The sequence below is a fragment of the Pseudomonas sp. R1-43-08 genome, assembly GCF_003852255.1.
Lineage (GTDB): Bacteria > Pseudomonadota > Gammaproteobacteria > Pseudomonadales > Pseudomonadaceae > Aquipseudomonas.
Genome location: NZ_CP027734.1, coordinates 5,620,442 through 5,645,326, shown reverse-complemented (window position 1 = coordinate 5,645,326; position 24,885 = coordinate 5,620,442). Strand labels below are relative to the sequence as shown.

General features: G+C 58.1%; 24 protein-coding genes. 21 read left to right on the top strand and 3 right to left on the bottom strand.

The features are described from left to right. Positions 1 to 585: 585 nt before the first annotated feature. The 5 genes from rpmH (at position 586) to mnmE (ending at position 4,514) form a co-directional block, all read left to right on the top strand. Positions 586 to 720, top strand: a complete 135-nt coding sequence (rpmH, locus tag C4J87_RS26055; protein WP_003213577.1) for a 50S ribosomal protein L34 — start codon at positions 586 to 588, stop codon at positions 718 to 720. A 13-nt stretch (positions 721 to 733) separates the two neighbouring features. After that, entirely contained in the window at positions 734 to 1,141 is a 408-nt protein-coding gene (gene rnpA, locus C4J87_RS26050; protein WP_372238030.1) for a ribonuclease P protein component, read from the top strand. After that, positions 1,134 to 1,379 (top strand): membrane protein insertion efficiency factor YidD, encoded by a 246-nt coding sequence (gene yidD / locus C4J87_RS26045; protein WP_010207715.1) that lies wholly within the window; start codon positions 1,134 to 1,136, stop codon positions 1,377 to 1,379. The genes rnpA and yidD overlap by 8 nt, the downstream gene beginning before the upstream one ends. A gap of 2 nt (positions 1,380 to 1,381) precedes the next feature. Next, positions 1,382 to 3,064: a membrane protein insertase YidC gene (gene yidC / locus C4J87_RS26040; protein WP_124365081.1), complete on the top strand. Its 1,683-nt coding sequence runs from the start codon at positions 1,382 to 1,384 to the stop codon at positions 3,062 to 3,064. 79 nt (positions 3,065 to 3,143) lie between these two features. After that, positions 3,144 to 4,514 (top strand): tRNA uridine-5-carboxymethylaminomethyl(34) synthesis GTPase MnmE, encoded by a 1,371-nt coding sequence (mnmE, locus tag C4J87_RS26035; protein WP_124368921.1) that lies wholly within the window; start codon positions 3,144 to 3,146, stop codon positions 4,512 to 4,514. An 8-nt stretch (positions 4,515 to 4,522) separates the two neighbouring features. On the opposite strand, the gene C4J87_RS26030 is transcribed toward mnmE, so the two are convergent. The 3 genes from C4J87_RS26030 to C4J87_RS26020 all read right to left on the bottom strand — a co-directional run bounded on the left by C4J87_RS26030 (position 4,523) and on the right by C4J87_RS26020 (position 8,497). Then, entirely contained in the window at positions 4,523 to 6,955 is a 2,433-nt protein-coding gene (locus C4J87_RS26030) for a TonB-dependent siderophore receptor (RefSeq protein WP_124368920.1), read from the bottom strand. A gap of 91 nt (positions 6,956 to 7,046) precedes the next feature. Then, on the bottom strand, positions 7,047 to 7,991 hold the full coding sequence (locus C4J87_RS26025) for a FecR domain-containing protein (RefSeq protein WP_124368919.1): 945 nt from the start codon (positions 7,989 to 7,991) through the stop codon (positions 7,047 to 7,049). Then, on the bottom strand, positions 7,991 to 8,497 hold the full coding sequence (locus C4J87_RS26020) for a sigma-70 family RNA polymerase sigma factor (RefSeq protein WP_124368918.1): 507 nt from the start codon (positions 8,495 to 8,497) through the stop codon (positions 7,991 to 7,993). Before C4J87_RS26020 ends, C4J87_RS26025 begins: the two co-directional genes overlap by 1 nt. Before the next feature lie 519 nt (positions 8,498 to 9,016). On the opposite strand from C4J87_RS26020, the gene mnmG reads away from it, so the two are divergent. The 16 genes from mnmG (at position 9,017) to glmS (ending at position 24,838) form a co-directional block, all read left to right on the top strand. Further along, positions 9,017 to 10,909 (top strand): tRNA uridine-5-carboxymethylaminomethyl(34) synthesis enzyme MnmG, encoded by a 1,893-nt coding sequence (gene mnmG / locus C4J87_RS26015; RefSeq protein WP_124368917.1) that lies wholly within the window; start codon positions 9,017 to 9,019, stop codon positions 10,907 to 10,909. Beyond that, positions 10,906 to 11,550 (top strand): 16S rRNA (guanine(527)-N(7))-methyltransferase RsmG, encoded by a 645-nt coding sequence (gene rsmG, locus C4J87_RS26010; protein ID WP_124368916.1) that lies wholly within the window; start codon positions 10,906 to 10,908, stop codon positions 11,548 to 11,550. Before mnmG ends, rsmG begins: the two co-directional genes overlap by 4 nt. Positions 11,551 to 11,568: 18 nt before the next feature. Further along, entirely contained in the window at positions 11,569 to 12,366 is a 798-nt protein-coding gene (locus C4J87_RS26005; protein ID WP_057725767.1) for a ParA family protein, read from the top strand. A gap of 9 nt (positions 12,367 to 12,375) precedes the next feature. After that, the gene (locus C4J87_RS26000) at positions 12,376 to 13,248 is read left to right on the top strand and encodes a ParB/RepB/Spo0J family partition protein (protein ID WP_124365074.1); all 873 of its coding nucleotides are present in this window, start codon (positions 12,376 to 12,378) and stop codon (positions 13,246 to 13,248) included. Positions 13,249 to 13,408: 160 nt separating this feature from the next. After that, positions 13,409 to 13,816, top strand: a complete 408-nt coding sequence (locus tag C4J87_RS25995; protein ID WP_043048220.1) for a F0F1 ATP synthase subunit I — start codon at positions 13,409 to 13,411, stop codon at positions 13,814 to 13,816. Positions 13,817 to 13,832: 16 nt separating this feature from the next. Next, entirely contained in the window at positions 13,833 to 14,702 is an 870-nt protein-coding gene (gene atpB, locus C4J87_RS25990) for a F0F1 ATP synthase subunit A (protein ID WP_124368915.1), read from the top strand. A 133-nt stretch (positions 14,703 to 14,835) separates the two neighbouring features. Further along, positions 14,836 to 15,093: a F0F1 ATP synthase subunit C gene (atpE, locus tag C4J87_RS25985; protein ID WP_002555987.1), complete on the top strand. Its 258-nt coding sequence runs from the start codon at positions 14,836 to 14,838 to the stop codon at positions 15,091 to 15,093. Between the two features lie 56 nt (positions 15,094 to 15,149). Further along, complete coding sequence (locus C4J87_RS25980; RefSeq protein WP_003195835.1) at positions 15,150 to 15,620, top strand: F0F1 ATP synthase subunit B; 471 nt, start codon at positions 15,150 to 15,152, stop codon at positions 15,618 to 15,620. 12 nt (positions 15,621 to 15,632) lie between these two features. Then, entirely contained in the window at positions 15,633 to 16,169 is a 537-nt protein-coding gene (locus C4J87_RS25975; RefSeq protein WP_124368914.1) for a F0F1 ATP synthase subunit delta, read from the top strand. A gap of 21 nt (positions 16,170 to 16,190) precedes the next feature. After that, a complete protein-coding gene (gene atpA / locus C4J87_RS25970) occupies positions 16,191 to 17,735 on the top strand; it encodes a F0F1 ATP synthase subunit alpha (protein ID WP_003177064.1) in 1,545 nt (514 codons plus the stop codon). Between the two features lie 50 nt (positions 17,736 to 17,785). Beyond that, positions 17,786 to 18,646 carry a F0F1 ATP synthase subunit gamma gene (atpG, locus tag C4J87_RS25965; protein WP_034139931.1) on the top strand — a complete coding sequence of 287 codons (861 nt, stop codon included), beginning with the start codon at positions 17,786 to 17,788 and terminating at the stop codon, positions 18,644 to 18,646. Positions 18,647 to 18,673: 27 nt separating this feature from the next. Further along, the gene (gene atpD / locus C4J87_RS25960) at positions 18,674 to 20,050 is read left to right on the top strand and encodes a F0F1 ATP synthase subunit beta (RefSeq protein ID WP_017135118.1); all 1,377 of its coding nucleotides are present in this window, start codon (positions 18,674 to 18,676) and stop codon (positions 20,048 to 20,050) included. A gap of 44 nt (positions 20,051 to 20,094) precedes the next feature. Beyond that, entirely contained in the window at positions 20,095 to 20,511 is a 417-nt protein-coding gene (locus tag C4J87_RS25955) for a F0F1 ATP synthase subunit epsilon (protein ID WP_124368913.1), read from the top strand. Positions 20,512 to 20,633: 122 nt separating this feature from the next. Then, positions 20,634 to 22,001: a bifunctional UDP-N-acetylglucosamine diphosphorylase/glucosamine-1-phosphate N-acetyltransferase GlmU gene (gene glmU, locus C4J87_RS25950; protein WP_124368912.1), complete on the top strand. Its 1,368-nt coding sequence runs from the start codon at positions 20,634 to 20,636 to the stop codon at positions 21,999 to 22,001. A 226-nt stretch (positions 22,002 to 22,227) separates the two neighbouring features. After that, positions 22,228 to 22,995 carry a DeoR/GlpR family DNA-binding transcription regulator gene (locus C4J87_RS25945; RefSeq protein WP_124368911.1) on the top strand — a complete coding sequence of 256 codons (768 nt, stop codon included), beginning with the start codon at positions 22,228 to 22,230 and terminating at the stop codon, positions 22,993 to 22,995. 10 nt (positions 22,996 to 23,005) lie between these two features. Continuing rightward, a complete protein-coding gene (gene glmS, locus C4J87_RS25940) occupies positions 23,006 to 24,838 on the top strand; it encodes a glutamine--fructose-6-phosphate transaminase (isomerizing) (protein WP_124368910.1) in 1,833 nt (610 codons plus the stop codon). Positions 24,839 to 24,885: the final 47 nt, after the last annotated feature.

Sequence of the window (24,885 nt, the reverse complement as noted above, 5' to 3'; positions counted from 1 at the left end):
GGATATCCCCTAAGTTGAAAGCCGGTGAGGCAAAAACAGCCGCCATTGTAGCGACCAGCCGCCCACTTATCCACATGAAGGTTGCGCACAGGCCACCCAAAATCAACGTCTTATCCTTGAAAAAGGCGACCGGCGGTCTGTGAATAAGCTCTGTGGATAACCGCCCCTGAGCTCGTTGCACAAGTGGGGTCGAAAGTCTGTGGGTAACTGGGCTGTGGATAACAAGCCATTCCACACACAGCTTATCCGACAGTGCAGCACAGGCAGAGCACCGTTTCTCCCCCGTGTTGTCATTCTCTGTACATCAGGTGGAATAAGGCCTTAAGGCAGTTATCCACAGCAGATCGCTCCCCTAGCTTTTATAAGCTTTACAGAAAAGCTTTAAATAACTTCCTTCTTTATTTTTATATCTATGCCATCGCTCATGGAAGAGAAGCGGACAGAAAGGCTGACGTGGCCGTCATAGAACTAATTAAAGGAAAAGCTGGTTGGAAATTGACCTAGAGGCTTGCTTTCTCTAGAATCGCCGGTCTCTTAAAACGGGGGCCATTCCGGCCCGTTGTGGACGAACCAGGTAACAACGCCATGAAACGTACTTTCCAACCAAGCACCATCAAACGCGCCCGTACTCACGGCTTCCGTGCTCGCATGGCTACCAAGAACGGCCGTGCTGTCCTGTCGCGTCGCCGCGCCAAAGGTCGTGCGCGTCTGGCAGTTTGATAATCCGGTACTGGTGGTGAGTCAGGACTTCAGTCGGGAAAAGCGTCTGCTAACCCCCCGGCATTTCAAGGCAGTCTTTGACTCCCCCACCGGCAAGGTTCCGGGGAAAAATCTCCTGCTCCTTGCGCGTAACAACGATCTTGATCACCCCCGTCTCGGGTTGGTGATCGGCAAGAAGAGCGTAAAGCTCTCCGTTGAGCGCAATCGCCTCAAGCGTCTGATGCGCGAATCGTTTCGCCTCCACCAGGACACTCTGGTTGGTTGGGATATTGTTATCGTCGCGCGCAAAGGCTTGGGGGATGTAGAAAACCCCGAATTGATTCAGCATTTCGGCAAGCTCTGGAAACGTCTGGCGCGTACCCACAAACCAGCACCAGCAGTCAGCACCGAAACTGTAGGGGTAGACAGTACCGATGCGTAAACTGGCCCTCGTTCCGATCCAGTTTTATCGCTATGCCATTAGTCCTCTGATGGCCAGCCACTGTCGTTTCTACCCTAGTTGTTCCTGCTACGCGTTAGAGGCCATAGAAAATCATGGTCTTCTGCGCGGTGGCTGGCTGACCTTTCGTCGTTTAGGTCGCTGTCATCCGTGGAATCCCGGTGGTTATGACCCGGTTCCGCCTATCCCTACCTCCCGTTCCTCTTCGATGGCCGAGTAATCATGGATATTAAACGCACGATCCTGATCGTCGCCCTGGCAATCGTGTCCTACGTCATGGTCCTGAAATGGAACCAAGACTATGGCCAGGCTGCCCTGCCGACTCAGAATGTTGCTACCAATCAGGCTGCGCCGGCTATTCCGGACACCCCGCTGGGTAACAATGCGTCCGCGAGTGCCGATGTTCCCAGCGCGAATGGCGAGACAAGTGCCCCGTTAGAAACGCCAGTGGTCACCAACAAAGACCTCATCCACGTGAAAACGGATGTGCTCGACCTGGCTATCGACCCGCAGGGCGGTGATATCGCACAGCTGAAGCTGCCGCTTTATCCACGTCGCCAGGACCACCCGGATGTTCCGTTTCAGCTGTTCGATAACGGCGGCGAACGTACTTATCTGGCGCAAAGCGGCCTGACCGGCACCAATGGTCCGGATGCGCGTGCTACCGGTCGTCCGATTTATTCGACCGAGCAGAAAAGCTATCAACTGGCTGATGGCCAGAACCAGCTGAACGTCGACCTGAAATTCAGCCTCGACGGCGTCAATTACATCAAGCGTTTCAGCTTCACGCGTGGTTTGTACGATCTGAAGGTCACTTACCTGATCGACAACACCAGCGACAAAGCCTGGAGCGGCAACCTGTTTGCCCAGCTCAAGCGTGACGCCAGCTCCGATCCTTCTTCCAGCACCGCCACCGGCACCGCGACTTACCTGGGCGCTGCCCTGTGGACAAGTAACGAGCCGTACAAAAAAGTGTCGATGAAAGACATCGACAAGGGCGCGCTGAAGGAAACCGTTCAAGGTGGCTGGGTAGCCTGGCTGCAGCACTACTTCGTGACCGCATGGATCCCGAACAAGGGTGATGCAAACCTGGTTCAAACCCGCAAGGACAGCCAGGGCAACTACATCATTGGTTTTACTGGCCCAGCGTTGACCGTCGCACCCGGCGCCAAGGCTGAAACCAGCGCTACCCTGTACGCCGGCCCGAAAAGCCAGGCCGTGCTGAAAGAGTTGTCCCCAGGTCTGGAACTGACTGTGGACTACGGCTTCCTCTGGTTCATTGCCCAGCCGATTTTCTGGCTGCTGCAACATATCCACAGCATTGTGGGTAACTGGGGCTTCTCGATCATTTTCCTGACCATGCTGATCAAGGGGATCTTCTTCCCGCTGTCAGCCGCCAGCTACAAGTCGATGGCGCGCATGCGTGCCGTGGCGCCGAAGCTGGCCGCGCTGAAAGAGCAGCATGGTGACGACCGGCAGAAAATGTCGCAGGCCATGATGGAGCTGTACAAGAAAGAGAAGATCAACCCGTTGGGTGGTTGCTTGCCGATTCTGGTGCAGATGCCGGTATTCCTGTCGCTTTACTGGGTACTCCTGGAAAGCGTGGAAATGCGCCAGGCGCCGTTCATGCTGTGGATAACTGACCTGTCGATCAAAGACCCGTTCTTTATCCTGCCGATCATCATGGGCGCGACCATGTTTATCCAGCAGCGCCTGAACCCGACTCCGCCGGATCCGATGCAGGCCAAGGTGATGAAAATGATGCCAATCATCTTCACCTTCTTCTTCCTGTGGTTCCCGGCAGGTCTGGTGCTGTACTGGGTAGTCAACAACGTGTTGTCGATCTCCCAACAGTGGTACATCACACGTAAAATCGAAGCGGCCACCAAAAAAGCCGAGGCGTAATTTACTCTGTGGATAACCACTCAAGACGCCCCCTAGTGGGGCGTTTTGCTTTCTGCCACTTTAATTCTGGAACCTGCTGATGAGCGCTCCTCGTGAAACCATCGCTGCTGTCGCAACCGCTCAAGGTCGCGGCGGCGTCGGTATCGTTCGAATTTCCGGGCCGCTCGCGAGCGTGGCCGCCAAGGCGATCAGTGGGCGGGAGTTAAAGCCGCGGTATGCCCATTACGGCCCGTTTCTGGATGGGGACGAAAGCGTGCTGGATGAGGGCCTGGCGCTGTATTTCCCGGGACCCAACTCCTTCACCGGCGAAGATGTACTGGAACTGCAGGGACACGGTGGCCCGGTCGTATTGGATATGTTGCTGCAGCGCTGCCTGCAGTTGGGCTGCCGCCTGGCCCGTCCGGGGGAGTTCAGCGAGCGTGCGTTCCTTAACGACAAACTCGACCTGGCCCAGGCCGAAGCCATTGCCGACCTGATCGAGGCCAGTTCTGCACAGGCTGCGCGCAACGCATTGCGTTCGCTGCAGGGTGCTTTCTCGTTACGTGTACATAACTTGACTGAGCAGTTGATCAGCTTGCGCATCTATGTCGAAGCGGCCATTGATTTCCCTGAAGAGGAAATTGACTTCCTGGCCGATGGCCACGTTCTGGCGATGCTGGATAAAGTCCGCGAGGAGTTATCCACAGTGTTGCGCGAAGCCGGGCAGGGCGCATTGCTGCGTGACGGTATGACCGTAGTGATCGCGGGTCGTCCCAACGCCGGCAAATCCAGCCTGCTTAATGCTTTGGCGGGGCGCGAGGCGGCCATCGTCACCGAAATTGCCGGGACCACTCGGGATATCCTGCGCGAACATATCCACATAGATGGCATGCCGTTGCACGTGGTCGATACGGCCGGATTGCGCGATACCGACGACCAAGTGGAAAAAATCGGCGTAGAACGCGCGCTCAAAGCCATCGGCGAAGCAGATCGAGTTTTATTGGTGGTGGATGCGACGGCCCCCGAGGCTGTGGATCCTTTTGCGTTGTGGCCGGAATTCCTCGAGCAACGGCCAGACCCGGCCAAAGTCACCTTGATCCGTAACAAGGCCGACTTGACCGGTGAGGCCATTGCGATGCAAACCAGCGACGATGGCCATGTGACTATCAGCCTCAGTGCCAAATCGGCAGGGGATGGCCTGGAGTTGCTCCGTGACCATCTCAAGGCGTGCATGGGCTATGAGCAGACCTCGGAGAGCAGCTTCAGTGCACGCCGCAGGCATCTGGAGGCGCTTCGCCACGCCAGCGCGTCGTTGGAGCACGGGCGAGCACAGCTGACCCTGGCAGGGGCAGGGGAGCTGCTGGCTGAGGATTTGCGTCAGGCGCAGCAGCTGTTGGGGGAGATTACCGGCGCGTTCAGTTCCGATGATTTGCTCGGGCGAATCTTTTCCAGCTTCTGTATCGGCAAATAGTCACGCGCTTACCAGTTGTAGGACACCGTACCCAGCAAGGTACGGCTGTCGCCCCAATAACAGCGCCCCGCGTCGTTGCAACCGGCTACGTACTCCTTGTCGAACAGGTTCTTGGCGTTCACATCCACCGACCAGTGCGAATCGATCTGATACCCCACCGCTGCGTCCACCAGCGTGACACTTCCAGCATCCAGCTTGCCGTACAGCGTAGGCGCCGTGTAGGAAAAGGTGCTGTCGAAATACCGCACGCCGCCGCCCACAGACAGGCCTTTAAGGTGACCGTCGAGGAAGCGGTATTTGCTCCACACCGAAGCCTGGTTGCGCGGAACGCCGGTCATCTGATGCCCTTCTACCAAGGAAGTGGCGGAATCCTTGGTAATCCGTGCGTCAGTGTAGGTGTAGGCCGCAGTCACATTCAGGTTTGGCGTAAGGTCGCTGTTGATTTCAACTTCCACACCTTTGGCGCGGCTCTCACCTACCTGGCGATAGCTGTTGGTGGTGGCATCGAGGTAGGTGTCGTCCTGTTTGCGCAAGTCGTACACCGACAGGGTCATCGCCGTGTCCCAGCCGATCGGCTCGTACTTCACGCCCACTTCATATTGGCTGCTGGTGATCGGCTTCAACGGTGCGCCGGCGTTGGAAATCTGCTGCACCGGAACGAACGCGGTGGAATAGCTGACATACGGCGTCAGGCCGTTTTCGAACTGGTACATCAGGCCACCCTGGTAGGTGAACTTGCGGTCTTGGGTGCTGATGTTGCTCGCCTTGTTCACTTTGTCGCGGAAATCGCTGTCGACCCAGTCCTGCCGGCCACCGAGCAGGAACAGCCAGTGGTCGTACTTGCTCTGGATCTGGGCGTACACGCCTTTCATCTGCTGTTCGAGCAAGGTGTTCTGCACAGCGATCGGAGTGAGCGGGTCTCTCAGGTACACGGGGTTATACACATTGATAGTGCCGGCGAAACCGGCATCCCAATCCTGGTTGAACGAGGTGCGGTCGTAGCTGGCGCCGACCAACACAGTGTTTTCCAACCCGCCGACCTGGAATTTGCCTTCGAGCTGGTTATCCAGGGAATAGACCATGGATTTGTTGTAGCGGTCGTAGGCGGTCATGTTCAGTTGGGTGCCGAAGCCGCGGTTATTCAGCGCGCTCGGCCAGGTCTCATGGCGGTTGATACGTGACTGCATGTACCGCGAGTTCTGGCGGAACTGCCAATCATCGTTGAAGCTGTGGCTGAACTCGTAGCCAGTGCTCCAAGCTTCACGCTCAAAGGTGTTCCAATCCGGGTCGCCGAGCATGGTGTGCTTGGACAGCTTACCGTTGGGATTAGTGAGTAAGGTGCCCGCAGCGGGTAGGCCAAGTTCCAGATTGGTGTGGTCTTTCTGGTAGTTGGCCAACAGGGTCAGGGTGTTGTAGTCGTCGAAATTCAGGGTCAGGGATGGGGCGATGTAGATACGATCGTCCGGTACGTGGTCGGTCTGGGTATCGGATTTTCGGCCAAGCATCACCAGGCGACCGAGGACATTGTCACTGTCATTGAGCGGCCCGGAGATATCCACACCCACCTGGCGCCGGTTGTTCGAGCCGTACCCCAGTTGCACTTCGCCCTGGGGGTTGGCGGTCGGATGTTTGCTGACCAGGTTGACCAAGCCGCCCGGCGCGTTTTCACCGTAGAGCAGCGAAGAAGGGCCGCGGAAAACCTCGACCCGCTCCAGGCCATAAGGCTCACTGGTGGTGTCGTACCGATTGCCTTGCACACGTAGTCCATCCCTGAGCAGGCCGTAGCCGTAGTCCGTAGCGTTGAAGCCTCGAATGAAAAACAGATCGCCCGCCAGCCCGTCGCCTGCGGCAAAAGGCGGCGCGAAGATACCGGGTACGTAACCGAGCACTTCGGTCAGTGTTTGCGACTTCTGATCCTTGATACGTTGCTCGGTCACCACCGATACCGAACGAGGCGTCTGCGACAGAGGCGTACTGGTCTTGGTGCCGATACGGCTGTTTTGCGCCTTGTAGCCAACATCCGCCGCCAGTTCCTGGCCGAACCCATCCGTTTGATACGCGCTTACGGTCGTCGGTGCGAGGGTGAGCTGGCCTGTTGGTATTGCTTGCAAGCCATAGCTGCCAGGTGCCTGGGCGACGGCCTGCAACCCCGAGTTTTGCAACAGTAGCGCGAAACCTTGATCCACCGAATAATCGCCATCCAGACCGGAAGTGGTCAGACGCGAAGTCTGTTGAGGCGAGAACGACAGAATCACATTGGCCCTGGCCGCAAACTGACTCAGCGCACTGTCCAGTGGACCGGCAGCGATGACGTAGTGTTGCGTCGCGCTGGCGGCCATGACCCCTGTGGATAACAACGTACCGGCGACGGTAGTGAGCAGCAGGCTGTAGGCAATGGCGCGGCGGGAGACTCGCTGGCGTAGCGGGGTAGGAAGGCACATAAATGGGTAAACCCTGAAGGTAGCGTCGTGATTACCTGAAGGGCCGCGCCAGATAAAAAAAAGATAACCCCCCTGTGGATTATTTTTTCAATCAACCGATTCGGTTGATTGAAACGCAATAGCGCGTGAAGTACTTCACCTGGATCGGCAGGGTGGCTTGCAGGTTGACCAGTACCGCGTCTGTCGAGTCCAGACGGAACGCTCCGGAAACACGCAGGTCAGCGCAGGCCTGGTCACACTGCAGCAGGCCCGGCCGATAGCGCGCCAGTTCAGCGATGACATCGCCAAGTCTGGCGTCGAGCACGATCAATTGACCGTCGGTCCAAGCTGCTTGTGTGCGGCCATAGTGCTGGGTGGGCCTTATGGCGTGTCGATCAAATTCCGCGCATTCACCCGCACCCAGCGTTCGGCTGCGGTCGGGCTGGTCGCCGGGGGACAGGTTGACCCGATCTTCCAGAACGCCCACCCGAGTGGAATCCGGGAACTGACGCACGGTAAATCGAGTGCCCAACGCCTGCACGCGGCCGTGATGCGTCTCCACGTATAACGGCGGGTACCCGGCCCGCTTCCCGCTTTGGATAAGTACCTCACCCTCGCGCAGGCGGATCAAGCGCTGGCGCGTGTCGAACATCACATCGATGGCCGTGTTGGTGTTGAGATCAACTTGAGTGCCATCGGCCAGTTCGACTCGCCGACGTTTACCCACAGGCGTTCGGTAGTCAGCCCATACGTTACCCAGGGATGTATGGCGTTCAAAATTCCAGCCCAGATACCCGGTACCGCCGAGTACCAGCATCCACTTGAGCACTTGGCGGCGTTGTTGCGTGGTGGTCAAGGCGCGCCGCGTGAAGTCTTGGGGCAGGGCGCCGAGGCTGCGCTGCAACTGCTCCAGCTGGCTCCACGCCGCCTGATGGGAAGGGTCCCCGTTGAGCCATTGCTGCCAGGCCTGCCGTTCAGCGGGCGTCGGCGTTTGCGCTTGAAACTGCACGTACCAACTGGCAGCGGTCTCGAATGTCTTGCGATCGGGCGCGGGCATTACAGACTGGCCATGATCAGTGAACACTCGGTCAGCGCGCGGATCATGTGTTTCTTCACCGTGGTCAATGACACCTGCAGATCATCGGCGATCTGTTGATAAGTCAGCCCTTCAATCTGCGACAGCATGAAGATTCGCCGTGCACGGTCGCCCAAACCTGACAGCGCTTTGTCCACAGCCACCAGGGTTTCGATGATGATTGCCCTGTCTTCTTCACTGATGGCGGTGGCTTCAGGGCGATCGGCCAGGGTTTGTTTATAGGCCTGCTCGATGGCGTGCCGGCGATAGCGATCAATCACCAGCCCTCTGGCGATGGTCGCCAGGTAATCCCGTGGTTCGAGGATCTGCACAGCGTCGCGCCCACCCAGAATACGCACGAACGTATCGTGGGCCACATCGGCCGCATCGCAGGCGTTATGCAGCTTGCCTTTGAGCCACCCATGCAACCACGAATGGTGTTGCTCATAGATGTGCTGCACAGCTGTCGTGTGTGAAGGAGGAGACATAGGCGCGACAAGGTAGGTTAATGATAATCGCTATTATTAACCGTCCTCGCGTTTTCCCACAATAGATGTCTTGAGGCCAAAACTTCGGTTGGAGCCGGCGGTTTCTGTGAATTAAGCCCTGTGAATAACCGCCCTTGGGCCCAGTTGATAACCACGCCTGAAACCTGCGCAAAAACCCCTCTGTGGATAACCATCACTTTAATCCACAGGCTTAAGTCACTTATCCAACCCCCTCATTGGCACATGACCACAACCTTTTGAATCGCTGTACACAACGTAAGTCAAGGCCTGCAGAGATCTATCCACAGAAAGGGTGCTCAGTAGAAATAAACATAAAAACAAAGATTTAATATATTTCTCTCTTTTAATTTCTATTGTCCGTGATTCATCCACAGCTGGTTAAATTTTGTGCAAAGGGTTCTTTAGGCAGGGCTAAGTCCCTATACTTGCCGCCAAAGCTCTAAAACTCTTTCAACAAACAATTCCTGATTACCTACATAAGCAGGCACGAGGTGCGTGGTGGATTTCCCTTCCCGTTTTGAAGTGATCGTCATCGGCGGCGGTCATGCCGGTACCGAGGCAGCACTGGCGTCAGCGCGCATGGGCGTAAAAACCCTGTTGCTGACGCATAACGTGGAAACCCTCGGCGCCATGAGTTGCAACCCTGCCATCGGTGGCATCGGCAAAAGCCATCTGGTCAAGGAAATCGATGCCCTTGGCGGCGTGATGGCGACGGCTACCGACAAAGGTGGTATTCAATTTCGCGTGCTGAACAGCCGCAAAGGCCCGGCGGTGCGTGCTACCCGCGCACAAGCCGACCGCATTCTGTACAAGGCAGCGGTACGTGAAACCCTGGAAAACCAGCCGAACCTGTGGATATTTCAACAGGCAGCGGACGACCTGATCGTCGAGCAGTACCAGGTACGCGGTGTTGTCACCCAAATGGGCCTGCGTTTCTTCGCAGAATCCGTGGTGTTGACCACCGGTACCTTTCTCGGCGGGCTTATCCACATTGGCATGCAGAACTATTCCGGTGGGCGCGCCGGCGATCCGCCGTCGATTGCCCTGGCAAACCGTCTGCGTGAATTGCCGCTGCGTGTCGGTCGCTTGAAAACCGGGACTCCGCCGCGAATCGACGGGCGTTCTGTGGATTTTTCGGTGATGACCGAACAAGCCGGCGACACACCGATCCCGGTCATGTCGTTCATGGGTTCCAAGGCACAGCATCCGAAACAAGTCAGTTGCTGGATCACCCATACCAATGCCCGTACTCACGAAATCATTGCTGCGAACCTCGACCGTTCGCCGATGTACTCCGGGGTGATCGAAGGGATCGGCCCGCGTTATTGCCCGTCGATCGAAGACAAGATCCACCGCTTTGCCGACAAGGAAAGCCACCAGGTCTTCATCGAACCGGAAGGCTTGACCACCCACGAGCTGTACCCGAACGGGATTTCCACTTCCCTGCCGTTCGACGTGCAAATCCAGATCGTGCAATCGATTCGCGGCATGGAAAACGCCCACATCGTTCGCCCTGGTTACGCCATCGAGTACGACTACTTCGATCCGCGTGACTTGAAGTACAGCCTGGAAACCAAAGTGATCGGCGGTTTGTTCTTCGCCGGGCAAATCAACGGCACCACCGGTTACGAAGAAGCTGGCGCCCAGGGTTTGCTCGCCGGCACCAACGCTGCATTGCGTGCCCAGGGCAAAGACAGCTGGTGCCCGCGTCGCGATGAAGCGTACATCGGCGTATTGGTCGACGACCTGATCACCCTGGGTACCCAGGAACCGTACCGGATGTTCACGTCCAGGGCGGAATATCGCCTGATCCTGCGCGAAGACAATGCCGATCTGCGCCTGACCGAAAAAGGTCGCGAGCTGGGTTTGGTCGATGACGCGCGCTGGGCGGCCTTTTGCAAAAAACGCGAGAGCATCACCCTCGAAGAGCAGCGCCTGAAAAGCACCTGGGTCCGCCCCGGCACTGAGCAGGGCGATGCGATCGCCGAAAAATTCGGCACACCGCTGACTCACGAATACAACTTGCTGAACCTGCTGTCGCGTCCGGAAATCGATTACGCTGGCCTGGTCGAAGTGACCGGTGGCGGCGCAGACGATCCGCAGGTTGCCGAGCAGGTGGAAATCAAAACCAAGTATGCCGGTTACATTGACCGCCAGCAGGACGAGATCGCTCGCCTGCGCGCCAGTGAAAACACCAAGCTGCCTGTGGATATCGACTACACCGGCATTTCCGGGCTGTCGAAGGAAATTCAAAGCAAGCTGGGGATAACTCGGCCGGAAACGCTCGGCCAGGCTTCGCGTATACCTGGCGTGACGCCGGCAGCGATTTCACTGTTGATGATTCATTTGAAAAAACGCGGCGCGGGCCGTCAGTTGGAGCAAAGCGCTTGAGTTCGTTGGTCACCTCGCAACATGCCGAAGAGTTATCCACAGGTGCGCGCCAGTTGGGCATAGACCTGACCGAAGCCCAGCACGCGTTGCTGATGGGCTACCTCGCCCTGTTGATCAAATGGAACAAGGCCTACAACCTGACTGCGGTGCGCAATCCGGACGAAATGGTCTCGCGCCATTTGCTCGACAGCTTGAGCGTGATGCCGTTTATCGAAAACGGTCGCTGGTTGGACGTCGGCAGCGGCGGCGGCATGCCTGGCATACCGCTGGCCATCCTGTTTCCAGAGTCACAGGTCACCTGCCTGGACAGCAACGGCAAGAAAACCCGCTTCCTCACCCAGGTCAAACTCGAACTCAAGCTGGACAACCTGCAGGTTATCCACAGTCGCGTCGAAGCCTTTACGCCTGAGCAGCCCTTCAACGGAATTGTTTCCCGGGCGTTCAGCAGCATGGAGAACTTCAGCAACTGGACTCGCCACCTGGGCGACCGCGATACCCGCTGGCTGGCAATGAAGGGCGTCCATCCAAGCGACGAGCTGTTAGCATTGCCGGCAGACTTCCACCTCGATAGCGAACACGCCTTGGCCGTACCCGGTTGCCAAGGCCAACGCCATCTGCTGATACTGCGCCGCACGGCATGATTGGGAACACAAGCAAGAATGGCTAAGGTATTCGCGATAGCGAACCAGAAAGGTGGCGTGGGCAAAACCACCACCTGCATCAACCTCGCAGCATCCCTGGTCGCGACCAAGCGCCGGGTGCTGTTGATCGATCTCGATCCACAGGGCAACGCCACGATGGGTAGCGGCGTGGATAAACACGGCCTGGAAAACTCGGTCTACGACTTGCTGATCGGCGAGTGCGACCTGGGCCAGGCCATGCACTATTCCGAGCATGGCGGTTATCAACTGCTGCCGGCCAACCGCGACCTGACTGCGGCGGAAGTGGTGCTGCTGGAAATGCAGATGAAAGAAAGCCGTCTGCGCAGCGCCCTGGCGCCGATCCGGGAGAACTACGACTACATCCTGATCGACTGCCCGCCGTCGCTGTCGATGCTCACGCTCAACGCCCTGGTTGCCGCCGATGGGGTGATTATCCCCATGCAGTGTGAGTACTTCGCGCTCGAGGGCCTGAGCGACCTTGTGGATAACATCAAGCGTATCGCCGAATTGCTCAACCCGAACCTGAAAGTCGAAGGCCTGCTGCGGACCATGTACGACCCGCGCCTGAGCCTGATGAACGATGTGTCGGCGCAGCTCAAGGAACATTTCGGCGACCAGCTCTACGACACGGTGATTCCACGCAACATTCGCCTGGCCGAAGCGCCAAGCTACGGCATGCCGGCGCTGGCCTACGACAAATCATCCCGTGGCGCCATTGCCTACCTGGCGCTGGCCGGCGAGATGGTGCGTCGCCAACGTCGCAATTCACGCACCGCTGCAGCCCAGCCAACTTAAGGAATCCCCATGGCCGTCAAAAAACGAGGTCTCGGACGTGGACTGGATGCACTCCTGAGTGGTCCGACCGTCACTTCGCTGGAAGAGCAAGCGGTGCAGGCCGACGAACGTGAGCTGCAGCACTTGCCCCTGGACCTGATCCAGCGCGGCAAATACCAGCCGCGCCGGGACATGGACCCGCAGGCTCTGGAAGAGCTGGCCAACTCGATCAAGGCCCAGGGCGTGATGCAGCCGATCGTGGTGCGCCCCATTGGCAGTGGCCGCTTTGAAATCATCGCAGGCGAACGTCGCTGGCGCGCCAGCCAGCAGGCAGGCAAGGAAACCATCCCGGCGATGGTGCGCGACGTACCGGATGAAACGGCCATCGCCATGGCATTGATCGAAAACATCCAGCGTGAAGACCTCAACCCGATCGAGGAAGCCATCGCGTTGCAGCGTTTGCAGCACGAATTCCAGCTGACCCAGCAACAAGTGGCCGATGCGGTGGGTAAATCCCGCGTGACTGTGTCCAACCTGCTGCGTTTGATCGCGCTGCCGGAAGTCATCAAGACCATGTTGTCCCACGGCGACCTGGAAATGGGTCACGCCCGTGCTTTGCTCGGTTTGCCGGAAAATCAACAGGTTGAAGGGGCGCGTCACGTTGTCGCACGCGGGCTTACCGTTCGTCAGACCGAAGCGTTGGTTCGCCAATGGTTGAGCGGCAAACCTGCACCGGTCGAAACCGCCAAACCTGATCCGGATATCGCGCGCCTCGAGCAGCGCCTGGCCGAACGGCTAGGCTCTGCGGTGCAAATTCGCCACGGCAAGAAAGGTAAAGGGCAATTGGTTATCGGATATAACTCCCTCGACGAGCTTCAAGGTGTCCTTGCCCACATCCGTTGAAACATTCGCTGAAACAATTGCTCATGTAGCGCGTGATCGGAAATCACTACCCGGCAGTTGAATAGGGGCAGAACCGCCCCTATACTCTGCGCGCATTTTGTCGGCACAAAGTATGCCAAGTTATTGATTTCCGGCAGCCGACCATTGAGGAGCAAGAGTGATGGAAACCCGCACGCCAAACACGTTGCCGTTCCATCGCTTGGCCGTTTTTCCGGTTCTATTGGCTCAACTTGTCATTTTGCTGATCGCCGCATTGGCGCTTTGGTACTGGCATGGAGTCGTAGCCGGATATTCAGGACTCTGCGGAGGCCTGATAGCCTTGCTGCCCAATATGTATTTTGCTCACAGGGCCTTTCGGTTTTCCGGCGCCCGAGCAGCCCAGGCTATCGTCCGGTCTTTTTATGCCGGCGAGGCGGGGAAACTGATTTTGACGGCAGTGCTGTTTGCACTGACCTTTGCAGGTGTGAAGCCATTGGCGCCGCTGGCTGTATTTGGCGTCTTCGTGTTGACCCAATTGGTCAGCTGGTTCGCTCCCCTGCTAATGAAAACAAGACTTTCGAAACCTTAGGGCGTTTGAGGCAACCATGGCAGAAACAACCGCTTCGGGCTATATCCAGCACCACTTGCAGAACCTGACCTTCGGTCAGCTTCCCAACGGCGGCTGGGGCTTTGCTCACACCGCAGCAGAGGCCAAGGAAATGGGCTTCTGGGCTTTCCACCTGGATACTCTGGGCTGGTCGGTCGCATTGGGCCTGATCTTCGTCCTGATTTTCCGCATGGCGGCAAAAAAGGCGACTTCCGGTCAGCCAGGTGCTTTGCAGAACTTCGTTGAAGTATTGGTCGAATTCGTCGATGGCAGCGTGAAAGACAGCTTCCATGGCCGTAGCCCGGTGATTGCACCGTTGGCACTGACCATCTTCGTCTGGGTGTTCCTGATGAACGCCGTCGACCTGATCCCGGTGGACTGGATTCCTCAGCTGGCCATCCTGATCACCGGCGATGCGCACATCCCGTTCCGTGCCGTGTCGACCACAGACCCGAACGCTACCCTGGGCATGGCCCTGTCGGTATTCGCGTTGATCATTTTCTACAGCATCAAGGTCAAGGGCATCGGCGGTTTCATCGGCGAGCTGACCCTGCACCCGTTCGGCAGCAAGAACATCTTCGTTCAAGCCCTGCTGATCCCGGTGAACTTCCTGCTGGAATTCGTGACCCTGATCGCCAAGCCGATTTCCCTGGCCTTGCGACTGTTCGGCAACATGTATGCCGGCGAGCTGGTGTTCATTCTGATCGCTGTGATGTTCGGCAGCGGTCTGCTCTGGCTTAGCGGCCTGGGCATCGTTCTGCAGTGGGCGTGGGCTGTGTTCCACATCCTGATCATCACCCTGCAGGCCTTCATCTTCATGATGCTGACCATCGTCTACCTGTCGATGGCGCACGAAGAGAACCATTAAGGCCAGTCTCGACTAGTCTGATGTCCTTCCCGGTGAAACGGGAAGGTGGCCCTCCAGGGCTATGAAACGATTTGTTTTACCGCTTTAAAATCTAAAAAACCTAAACCATACGACGTAAAAGTCGGGAGGAAAGATGGAAACTGTAGTTGGTCTAACCGCTATCGCTGTTGCACTGTTGATCGGCCTGGGCGCCCTGGGTACTGCCATTGGTTTCGGCCTGCTGGGCGGCAAATTCCTGGAAGGCGCAGCGCGTCAGCCAGAAATGGTTCCAATGCTGCAAGTTAAAATGTTCATCGTTGCCGGCCTGCTCGACGCCGTAACCATGATCGGCGTTGGTATCGCCCTGTTCTTCACCTTCGCGAACCCCTTCGTTGGTCAACTCGCTGGCTAATCACTCGACGTTTCGAGTGATTAGGGTGATGGACAACGAATGAGCGAGGTGTTGGCGTGAACATTAATGCAACCCTGATTGGCCAATCCGTTGCGTTCTTCATTTTTGTAGTGTTTTGCATGAAGTTCGTGTGGCCTCCGGTCATCGCGGCTTTGCACGAACGTCAGAAGAAGATCGCGGATGGTTTGGACGCTGCCAGCCGTGCAGCTCGCGACCTGGAGTTGGCCCACGAGAAAGTGGGTCAGCAACTGCGCGAAGCTAAAGCACAGGCAGCTGAGATCATTGAGCAAGCCAAGAAGCGCGGTAACCAGATCGTCGAAGAGGCTGTTGAAAAAGCCCGCGTCGAAGCTGACCGTGTCAAGGCTTCGGCTCATGCCGAGATCGAACAGGAACTGAACGGCGTCAAAGACGCGCTGCGTGCCCAACTGGGTGCTCTGGCGGTCGGCGGTGCCGAGAAGATCCTTGGTGCCACAATCGATCAAAACGCGCACGCGGAGCTGGTTAATAAACTGGCTGCTGAAATTTAAGCGAGGGCGATCATGGCAGAACTGACCACGTTGGCCCGACCTTACGCTAAGGCAGCCTTCGAGCACGCCCAGGCCCACCAGCAGCTGGCCTCTTGGTCAGCCATGCTCGGCCTGGCTGCAGCAGTGTCGCAAGACGACACCATGCAGCGCGTGCTCAAGGCCCCGCGCCTGACGAGCGCAGACAAGGCCGCCACTTTTATTGAAGTGTGCGGCGACAAGTTTGATGTGAAGGTGCAGAACTTCATCCACGTCGTTGCCGAAAACGACCGTCTCCCGCTATTGCCGGAGATCGCCGCTCTGTTCGACCTGTACAAGGCCGATGCAGAGAAATCGGTAGACGTTGAAGTGACCAGTGCTTTTGCATTGAACCAAGAACAGCAAGACAAACTCGCCAAGGTTCTCAGTGCACGACTCAATCGGGAAGTGCGCCTGCAAGCTTCGGAGGACGCATCCCTGATTGGTGGTGTCGTTATCCGTGCCGGCGACCTGGTTATCGATGGCTCGATTCGCGGCAAAATCGCGAAACTTGCCGAAGCATTGAAATCTTGAGTTTGAAGGGGCAGCAGAGCAATGCAGCAACTCAATCCTTCCGAAATAAGTGAAATTATCAAGGGCCGCATCGACAAGCTCGATGTGACCTCCCAAGCCCGTAACGAAGGCACTGTCGTCAGCGTATCTGACGGCATCGTGCGGATTCACGGTCTGGCCGACGTTATGTACGGCGAGATGATCGAGTTTCCGGGCGGCGTCTACGGTATGGCCCTCAACCTGGAGCAAGACTCCGTAGGTGCCGTTGTATTGGGCGCGTACACCAGTCTGGCCGAAGGCATGAGCGCCAAGTGCACAGGCCGCATCCTGGAAGTTCCGGTAGGTAAGGAACTGCTGGGCCGCGTCGTCGACGCACTGGGTAACCCTGTTGACGGTAAAGGTCCACTGGGCAACACCGAGACCGACGCGGTCGAGAAAGTTGCTCCAGGCGTGATCTGGCGTAAGTCGGTAGACCAGCCTGTACAGACTGGCTACAAGGCTGTCGATGCCATGATTCCGGTCGGCCGTGGCCAGCGTGAGCTGATCATCGGTGACCGTCAGATCGGTAAAACCGCTCTGGCGATCGACGCGATCATCAACCAGAAGAACAGCGGCATTTTCTGCGTCTACGTAGCGATCGGTCAGAAGCAATCGACCATCGCCAACGTGGTTCGCAAGCTGGAAGAAAACGGCGCTCTGGCCAACACGATCATCGTGGCTGCCAGTGCTTCGGAATCTCCTGCGCTGCAATTCCTGGCACCGTACTCCGGTTGCACCATGGGTGAATTCTTCCGCGACCGCGGTGAAGACGCGCTGATCGTTTATGACGATCTGTCCAAGCAAGCAGTGGCTTACCGCCAGATTTCCCTGCTGCTGCGCCGTCCACCAGGCCGTGAAGCCTACCCAGGCGACGTGTTCTATCTCCACTCCCGTCTGCTGGAGCGCGCATCCCGCGTTTCCGAAGAGTACGTAGAGAAGTTCACCAACGGCGCAGTGACCGGAAAAACCGGTTCCCTGACCGCACTGCCGATCATCGAAACCCAGGCTGGCGACGTTTCCGCGTTCGTTCCGACCAACGTGATTTCCATCACCGACGGTCAGATCTTCCTGGAATCGGCCATGTTCAACTCAGGCATCCGTCCTGCAGTGAACGCCGGTGTTTCGGTATCCCGTGTGGGTGGTGCCGCTCAGACCAAGATCATCAAGAAGCTCTCCGGTGGTATCCGTACCGCTCTGGCTCAGTACCGTGAACTGGCGGCATTCGCCCAGTTCGCGTCTGACCTGGACGAAGCGACCCGTAAGCAACTTGAGCATGGTCAGCGCGTTACCGAGCTGATGAAGCAGAAGCAATACGCCCCGATGTCGATCGCTGACATGGCGTTGTCGCTGTATGCCGCTGAGCGTGGGTTCCTGACCGACGTTGAAATCGCCAAGGTCGGCAGCTTTGAACAAGCGCTGATTGCTTACTTCAACCGCGATCACGCCGAATTGATGGCGAAGATCAACGTGAAGGGTGACTTCAATGACGACATCGACGCTGGTATGAAAGCCGGTATCGAGAAGTTCAAGGCCACCCAAACCTGGTAAGCCGCAGCGGGAGCCGCAAGGCTCCCGCTTGCTAACCTGATAGGTGTTACATGGCAGGCGCAAAAGAGATTCGCAGTAAGATTGCGAGCATCAAAAGCACGCAAAAGATTACCAGCGCCATGGAAAAAGTGGCGGTCAGCAAAATGCGCAAGGCACAAATGCGCATGGCAGCCAGCCGTCCTTATGCGGAACGTATCCGCCAGGTAATTGGGCATCTGGCCAACGCCAACCCGGAATACCGCCACCCGTTCATGATCGAGCGCGAAGTCAAGCGCGTGGGTTATGTGGTAGTGAGCAGTGACCGTGGTCTGTGCGGTGGCCTGAATACCAACCTGTTCAAGGCCCTGGTCAAGGACATGGCGGTAAACCGCGAAAAAGGCGTCGAGATCGATCTGTGTGTTGTGGGTAGCAAGGGTGCGGCCTTTTTCCGCAACTTCGGCGGTAACGTCGTTGCAGCTATCAGCCACCTGGGTGAAGAGCCGTCGATCAATGATTTGATCGGCAGTGTGAAGGTGATGCTGGATGCGTACCTGGAAGGCCGGATTGACCGCCTGTCCGTGGTATCCAACAAGTTCATCAACACCATGACCCAGCAGCCAACCGTGGAGCAATTGATTCCACTGGTGGCGACTCCGGATCAGGAACTCAAGCACCACTGGGACTACCTCTACGAACCAGACGCCAAAGAGCTGCTTGACGGCTTGATGGTGCGCTACGTGGAGTCGCAGGTGTACCAGGCGGTGGTCGAGAACAACGCAGCTGAACAAGCGGCGCGGATGATCGCGATGAAAAACGCTACCGATAACGCCGGTGATCTGATCAGCGATTTGCAGCTGATCTACAACAAGGCGCGTCAGGCTGCGATCACCCAAGAGATCTCGGAAATCGTCGGCGGCGCTGCCGCGGTTTAACGGTTCAAATATTCAGAGGATCCAGCTATGAGTAGCGGACGTATCGTTCAAATCATCGGCGCCGTTATCGACGTGGAATTCCCACGCGACAGCGTACCGAGCATCTACAACGCGCTGAAAGTACAAGGCGCGGAAACTACTCTGGAAGTTCAGCAGCAGCTGGGCGACGGCGTAGTTCGTACCATTGCGATGGGTTCCACCGAAGGCTTGAAGCGCGGTCTGGACGTTGTCGACACTGGCGCAGCCATCTCCGTACCGGTCGGTAAAGCGACCCTGGGCCGGATCATGGACGTACTGGGCAACCCGATCGACGAAGCTGGCCCGATCGACACCGAAGAGCGCTGGGGCATTCACCGTCCAGCACCTTCGTTCGCCGAGCAAGCGGGCGGCAACGACCTGCTGGAAACCGGCATCAAGGTTATCGACCTGGTTTGCCCGTTCGCCAAGGGCGGTAAAGTCGGTCTGTTCGGTGGTGCCGGTGTAGGCAAGACCGTAAACATGATGGAACTGATCCGTAACATCGCCATCGAGCACAGCGGTTACTCCGTGTTCGCCGGTGTGGGTGAGCGTACCCGTGAGGGTAACGACTTCTACCACGAGATGAAGGACTCCAACGTTCTGGACAAAGTGGCACTGGTTTACGGTCAGATGAACGAGCCGCCGGGAAACCGTCTGCGCGTAGCCCTGACCGGCCTGACCATGGCCGAGAAGTTCCGTGACGAAGGTAACGACGTTCTGCTGTTCGTCGACAACATCTATCGTTACACCCTGGCCGGTACTGAAGTATCCGCACTGCTCGGCCGTATGCCTTCGGCAGTAGGTTACCAGCCGACCCTGGCTGAAGAGATGGGCGTTCTGCAAGAACGTATCACTTCGACCAAGGAAGGTTCGATCACTTCGATCCAAGCGGTATACGTACCTGCGGATGACTTGACCGACCCGTCGCCAGCCACCACCTTCGCCCACTTGGACGCCACCGTCGTTCTGTCCCGTGACATCGCTTCCCTGGGTATCTACCCAGCGGTCGATCCACTCGACTCGACTTCGCGCCAGCTGGACCCGAACGTGATCGGCCAGGAGCACTACGACACCGCTCGCGGCGTTCAGTACGTGCTGCAGCGCTACAAAGAACTGAAGGACATCATTGCGATCCTGGGTATGGACGAGCTGTCGGAAGCCGACAAGCAGTTGGTAAACCGTGCTCGTAAGATCCAGCGTTTCTTGTCGCAGCCGTTCTTCGTGGCTGAAGTCTTCACCGGTGCCTCGGGTAAATACGTTTCCCTGAAAGACACCATTGCTGGCTTCAAAGGCATCCTCAACGGTGACTACGACCACCTGCCAGAACAAGCGTTCTACATGGTCGGCGGCATCGAAGAAGCGATCGAGAAAGCCAAGAAACTGTAATCCTGGCGCCCGGAAACGGGCGCTCATCAGGTTGAGGCAATCAGATGGCTATGACAGTCCATTGCGATATCGTCAGCGCGGAAGGGGAAATCTTCTCCGGTCTGGTAGAAATGGTGATTGCACACGGCGACCTGGGTGACCTGGGTATTGCCATGGGCCACGCGCCGTTGATCACCAGCTTGAAGCCAGGTCCGATCACTCTGACCAAGCAAGGCGGGGAAAAGGAGGTGTTTTACATCTCTGGCGGTTTCCTCGAGGTTCAGCCGAACATGGTCAAGGTACTTGCCGACACCGTGCAACGTGCTAGCGACCTGGATGAAGCCTCCGCTCAGGAAGCCGTAAAGGCTGCCGAGAAGGCGCTGAACGAAAAAGGCGCAGACTTCGACTACAGCGCTGCTGCAGTCCGTCTGGCCGAGGCCGCAGCCCAGCTGCGGACGCTCCAGCAGATCCGCAAGAAGTAAGCGGCATTGCCGTTACGCTTCACGCGTGATTGATTAAAAAGGGTAGCCTCGGCTACCCTTTTTCTTTTTTGCAAAACACTTCTTTGGTCTGAAGCCGGACCGCCCAGGATTGGTAGCCATTCATGTCTCTTGAAATCGTAATTCTCGCCGCTGGCCAGGGCACCCGCATGCGTTCGGCCCTGCCCAAGGTACTGCACCCGGTCGCAGGCAATTCCATGCTTGGCCATGTTATCCACAGTGCCCGGCAGTTGGACCCGCAGCGCATTCACGTAGTCATCGGGCACGGTGCCGATGTGGTACGTGAGCGTCTGGCCGCAGACGACTTGAATTTCGTTTTGCAGGACAAGCAACTGGGCACCGGCCACGCCACCGCGCAAGCGGTGCCGTTCATTACCGCTGACACCGTGCTGATCCTGTACGGTGATGTGCCGCTGATCGAAGTGGAAACCCTGCAACGCCTGCTCAAGCATGTGGTGCCTGGCCAGATGGGCCTGCTCACCGTCGAGCTGGACGACCCCACCGGCTACGGACGCATAGTGCGTGACGCCGAGGGCAAGGTCGCGGCCATCGTCGAGCACAAGGACGCCAGTGAAGCCCAGCGCGCCATTACCGAAGGCAACACCGGGATTCTCGCGGTGCCAGCCAATCGCCTCGCCGACTGGATGAGCCGCTTGTCCAACAACAACGCCCAAGGCGAGTACTACCTCACCGACGTCATCGAGATGGCAGTCAGTGACGGCCTGGTGGTCGCCACCGAGCAGCCCCACGACCCGATGGAAGTGCAGGGCGCCAACGACCGTAAGCAACTGGCCGAGTTGGAGCGTCACTATCAGCTGCGTGAAGGCCGCCGCCTGATGGCCCAGGGCGTGACCCTGCGTGACCCGGCGCGTTTCGACGTCCGCGGTGAAGTGACCGTGGGCCGTGACGTGCTGATCGACATCAACGTGATCCTCGAAGGCCGTGTGATCATCGAAGACGGCGTGGTGATCGGCCCGAACTGCGTGATCAAGGACAGCACGCTGCGCAAAGGTGTCGTGGTCAAGGCCAACAGCCATATCGACGGCGCGGTGATGGGTGAGGGCAGCGATGCGGGCCCGTTTGCGCGGCTGCGTCCTGGCAGCGTGCTGGAAGCCAAGGCCCATGTGGGTAACTTTGTCGAACTGAAAAATGCTCACCTGGGCGAAGGCGCCAAGGTCGGGCATCTCACCTACCTGGGCGATGCGGTGATCGGTGCGCGCACCAACGTTGGCGCTGGCACGATCACCTGTAACTACGACGGCGCCAACAAGTACCAGACCACCATTGGCGAGGACGTATTCATCGGTTCCAACAACTCGCTGGTCGCACCCGTCACTATCGGCGATGGTTCCAACACCGCTGCGGGCTCAACCATCAACCAGGATGTGGATAAGTCCCAACTGGCAGTCGCCCGCGCCCGCCAGCGCAACATCGACGGCTGGAAGCGCCCGGTCAAAATCAACAAGAGCTGAGTTATCCACAGCTCCCTCAGCAGTGATATCCAAAAGTGGGAGGGGGCTTGCCCCCGATAGCGGACTTTCAGTCGATGATTTTCAGGCTGAACCACCGCCATCGGGAGCAAGCCCCCTCCCACATTTGCCCGTGTCGTCTGAAGAATCTGTTCCAAGCGCTTGACGATGAGTTCCGAATAGGTTTTGATTGCCTTCATTATCTTTCGAACCGAAACTTATCATCGCCATGTCGAAACGAAATACCCCCCAACGTCGCCACAACATCCTGACTTTGCTCAATGAACAGGGCGAAGTCAGCGTGGACGAACTGGCCAAGCGTTTCGAAACTTCGGAGGTGACCATCCGCAAGGACCTGGCCGCCCTCGAAAGCAATGGCCTGCTCCTGCGCCGCTACGGTGGCGCGATTACCATGCCTCAGGAGTTGGTGGGCGACGCGGCTCAACCGGTCTCGGCCTACAAGCGCGCCATCGCCCGTGCGGCTGTGGCGCGGTTGCGTGAGCACGCGCGCATCATCATCGACAGCGGCAGTACCACCGCCGCGATGATCCCTGAACTGGGCCATCAACCCGGCCTGGTGGTCATGACCAATTCCCTGAACGTGGCCCGCGCCTTGAGCGAGCTGGAGCATGAACCGGTGCTGCTGATGACCGGCGGTACCTGGGACCCGCATTCGGATTCGTTCCAGGGCCAGGTCGCCGAGCAGGTGCTGCGCTCCTACGATTTCGATCAACTGTTCATCGGCGCCGACGGCATCGATCTGCAGCGCGGTACCACCACGTTCAACGAGTTATTGGGCCTGAGCCGCGTCATGGCTGAGGTCGCCCGCGAAGTGGTGGTGATGGTCGAGTCCGACAAAATAGGCCGCAAGATTCCCAACCTGGAACTGCCCTGGAGCAGCGTCCATACCCTTATCACCGATGATCGCCTGCCGCTTGAGGCCCGCGACCAGATCCAAGCCCGCGGCATTACGCTGATATGCGCGGCAGTCATCTAGGAGAAATACCATGTGTGGAATTGTTGGCGCAGTCGCCGAACGTAACGTAACTCCCATCCTGCTCGAAGGCCTCAAGCGCCTGGAATACCGCGGCTATGACAGCGCCGGTGTGGCCGTCTTCACCAACGCCGGCAAGTTCGAGCGCATGCGCCGCCCGGGCAAAGTCAGCGAGTTGGACCAGGCCCTGGCCGGCGAGCCGCTGGTGGGCCGCCTGGGTATCGCCCACACCCGTTGGGCCACCCACGGTGCGCCGTGCGAGCGTAACGCTCACCCACACTTCTCGGGTGACCTGGCGGTGGTGCACAACGGCATCATCGAAAACCACGAAGTGCTGCGCGAACAACTCAAGGGCCTGGGCTATGTGTTCACTTCGGACACCGACACCGAAGTTATCGCCCACCTGCTCAACCACAAGCTCAAGGACCACAGCGACCTGACCACCGCCCTCAAGGCCACGGTCAAGGAACTGCACGGCGCCTACGGCCTGGCCGTGATCAGCGCCAGCCAGCCTGACCGCCTGGTTGCCGCACGCAGCGGCAGCCCATTGGTGATCGGCCTGGGCCTGGGGGAAAACTTCCTGGCCTCCGACCAACTCGCCCTGCGCCAGGTCACCGACCGCTTCATGTACCTGGAAGAAGGCGACATCGCCGACATCCGCCGTGAAAGCGTGCAGATCTGGGACGTGAACGGTCAGTCCGTCGAGCGCGAAGCCGTGCAATACCGCGACGGTGCCGAAGCCGCCGACAAGGGCGAGTTCCGCCACTTCATGCTCAAGGAAATCCACGAGCAGCCGTCTGTGGTACAGCGCACCCTGGAAGGTCGCCTGAGCCAGAACCAAGTGCTGGTCAACGCCTTCGGCCCACAAGCCGCCGAGCTGTTCGCCAAAGTGCGCAACGTGCAGATCGTCGCCTGCGGCACTAGCTACCACGCCGGCATGGTTGCGCGTTACTGGCTGGAAGAACTGGCCGGTATCCCGTGCCAGGTCGAAGTCGCCAGCGAATTCCGCTACCGCAAGGTGGTGGTGCAGCCAGACACCCTGTTCGTGACCATCTCCCAGTCCGGCGAAACCGCCGACACCCTGGCCGCCCTGCGCAATGCCAAAGAGCTGGGCTTCCTCGCCAGCCTGGCAATCTGCAACGTCAGCATCAGCTCCCTGGTGCGTGAATCCGACCTGACCCTGCTGACCCAGGCCGGTCGCGAAATCGGCGTAGCGTCGACCAAAGCCTTCACCACCCAGCTGGTCGGCCTGTTGCTGCTGACCTTGTCCCTCGGTCAAGTGCGCGGCACCCTGGCCGAAGGCATTGAAGCCACCCTGGTGGAAGAACTGCGCCGCCTGCCGACCCGCCTGGGTGAAGCCCTGGCCATGGACAGCACCGTGGAAAAAGTCGCCGAGCTGTTTGCCGACAAGAACCACACCCTGTTCCTCGGCCGTGGGGCACAGTACCCAGTGGCGATGGAAGGTTCGCTCAAGCTCAAGGAAATCTCGTACATCCACGCTGAAGCCTACCCGGCCGGCGAGCTGAAACACGGCCCGTTGGCCCTGGTGGATGACGACATGCCGGTGGTCACCGTCGCCCCGAACAACGAACTGCTGGAAAAGCTCAAGTCCAACCTGCAGGAAGTGCGCGCCCGTGGCGGCCAACTGATCGTGTTTGCCGACGAAAAGGCCGGCATGACCAACGGTGAAGGCACTCACGTGATCAACATGCCGCACATCCACGACACCCTGTCGCCGATCCTCTACACCATCCCGCTGCAGTTGCTGTCGTACTACGTTGCCGTGCTTAAAGGCACCGACGTTGACCAGCCGCGCAACCTGGCGAAGTCGGTGACGGTGGAATAAACCTGACTGGCGTACCGAAAGGGGCTGTTTCGACAGCCCCTTTTTAC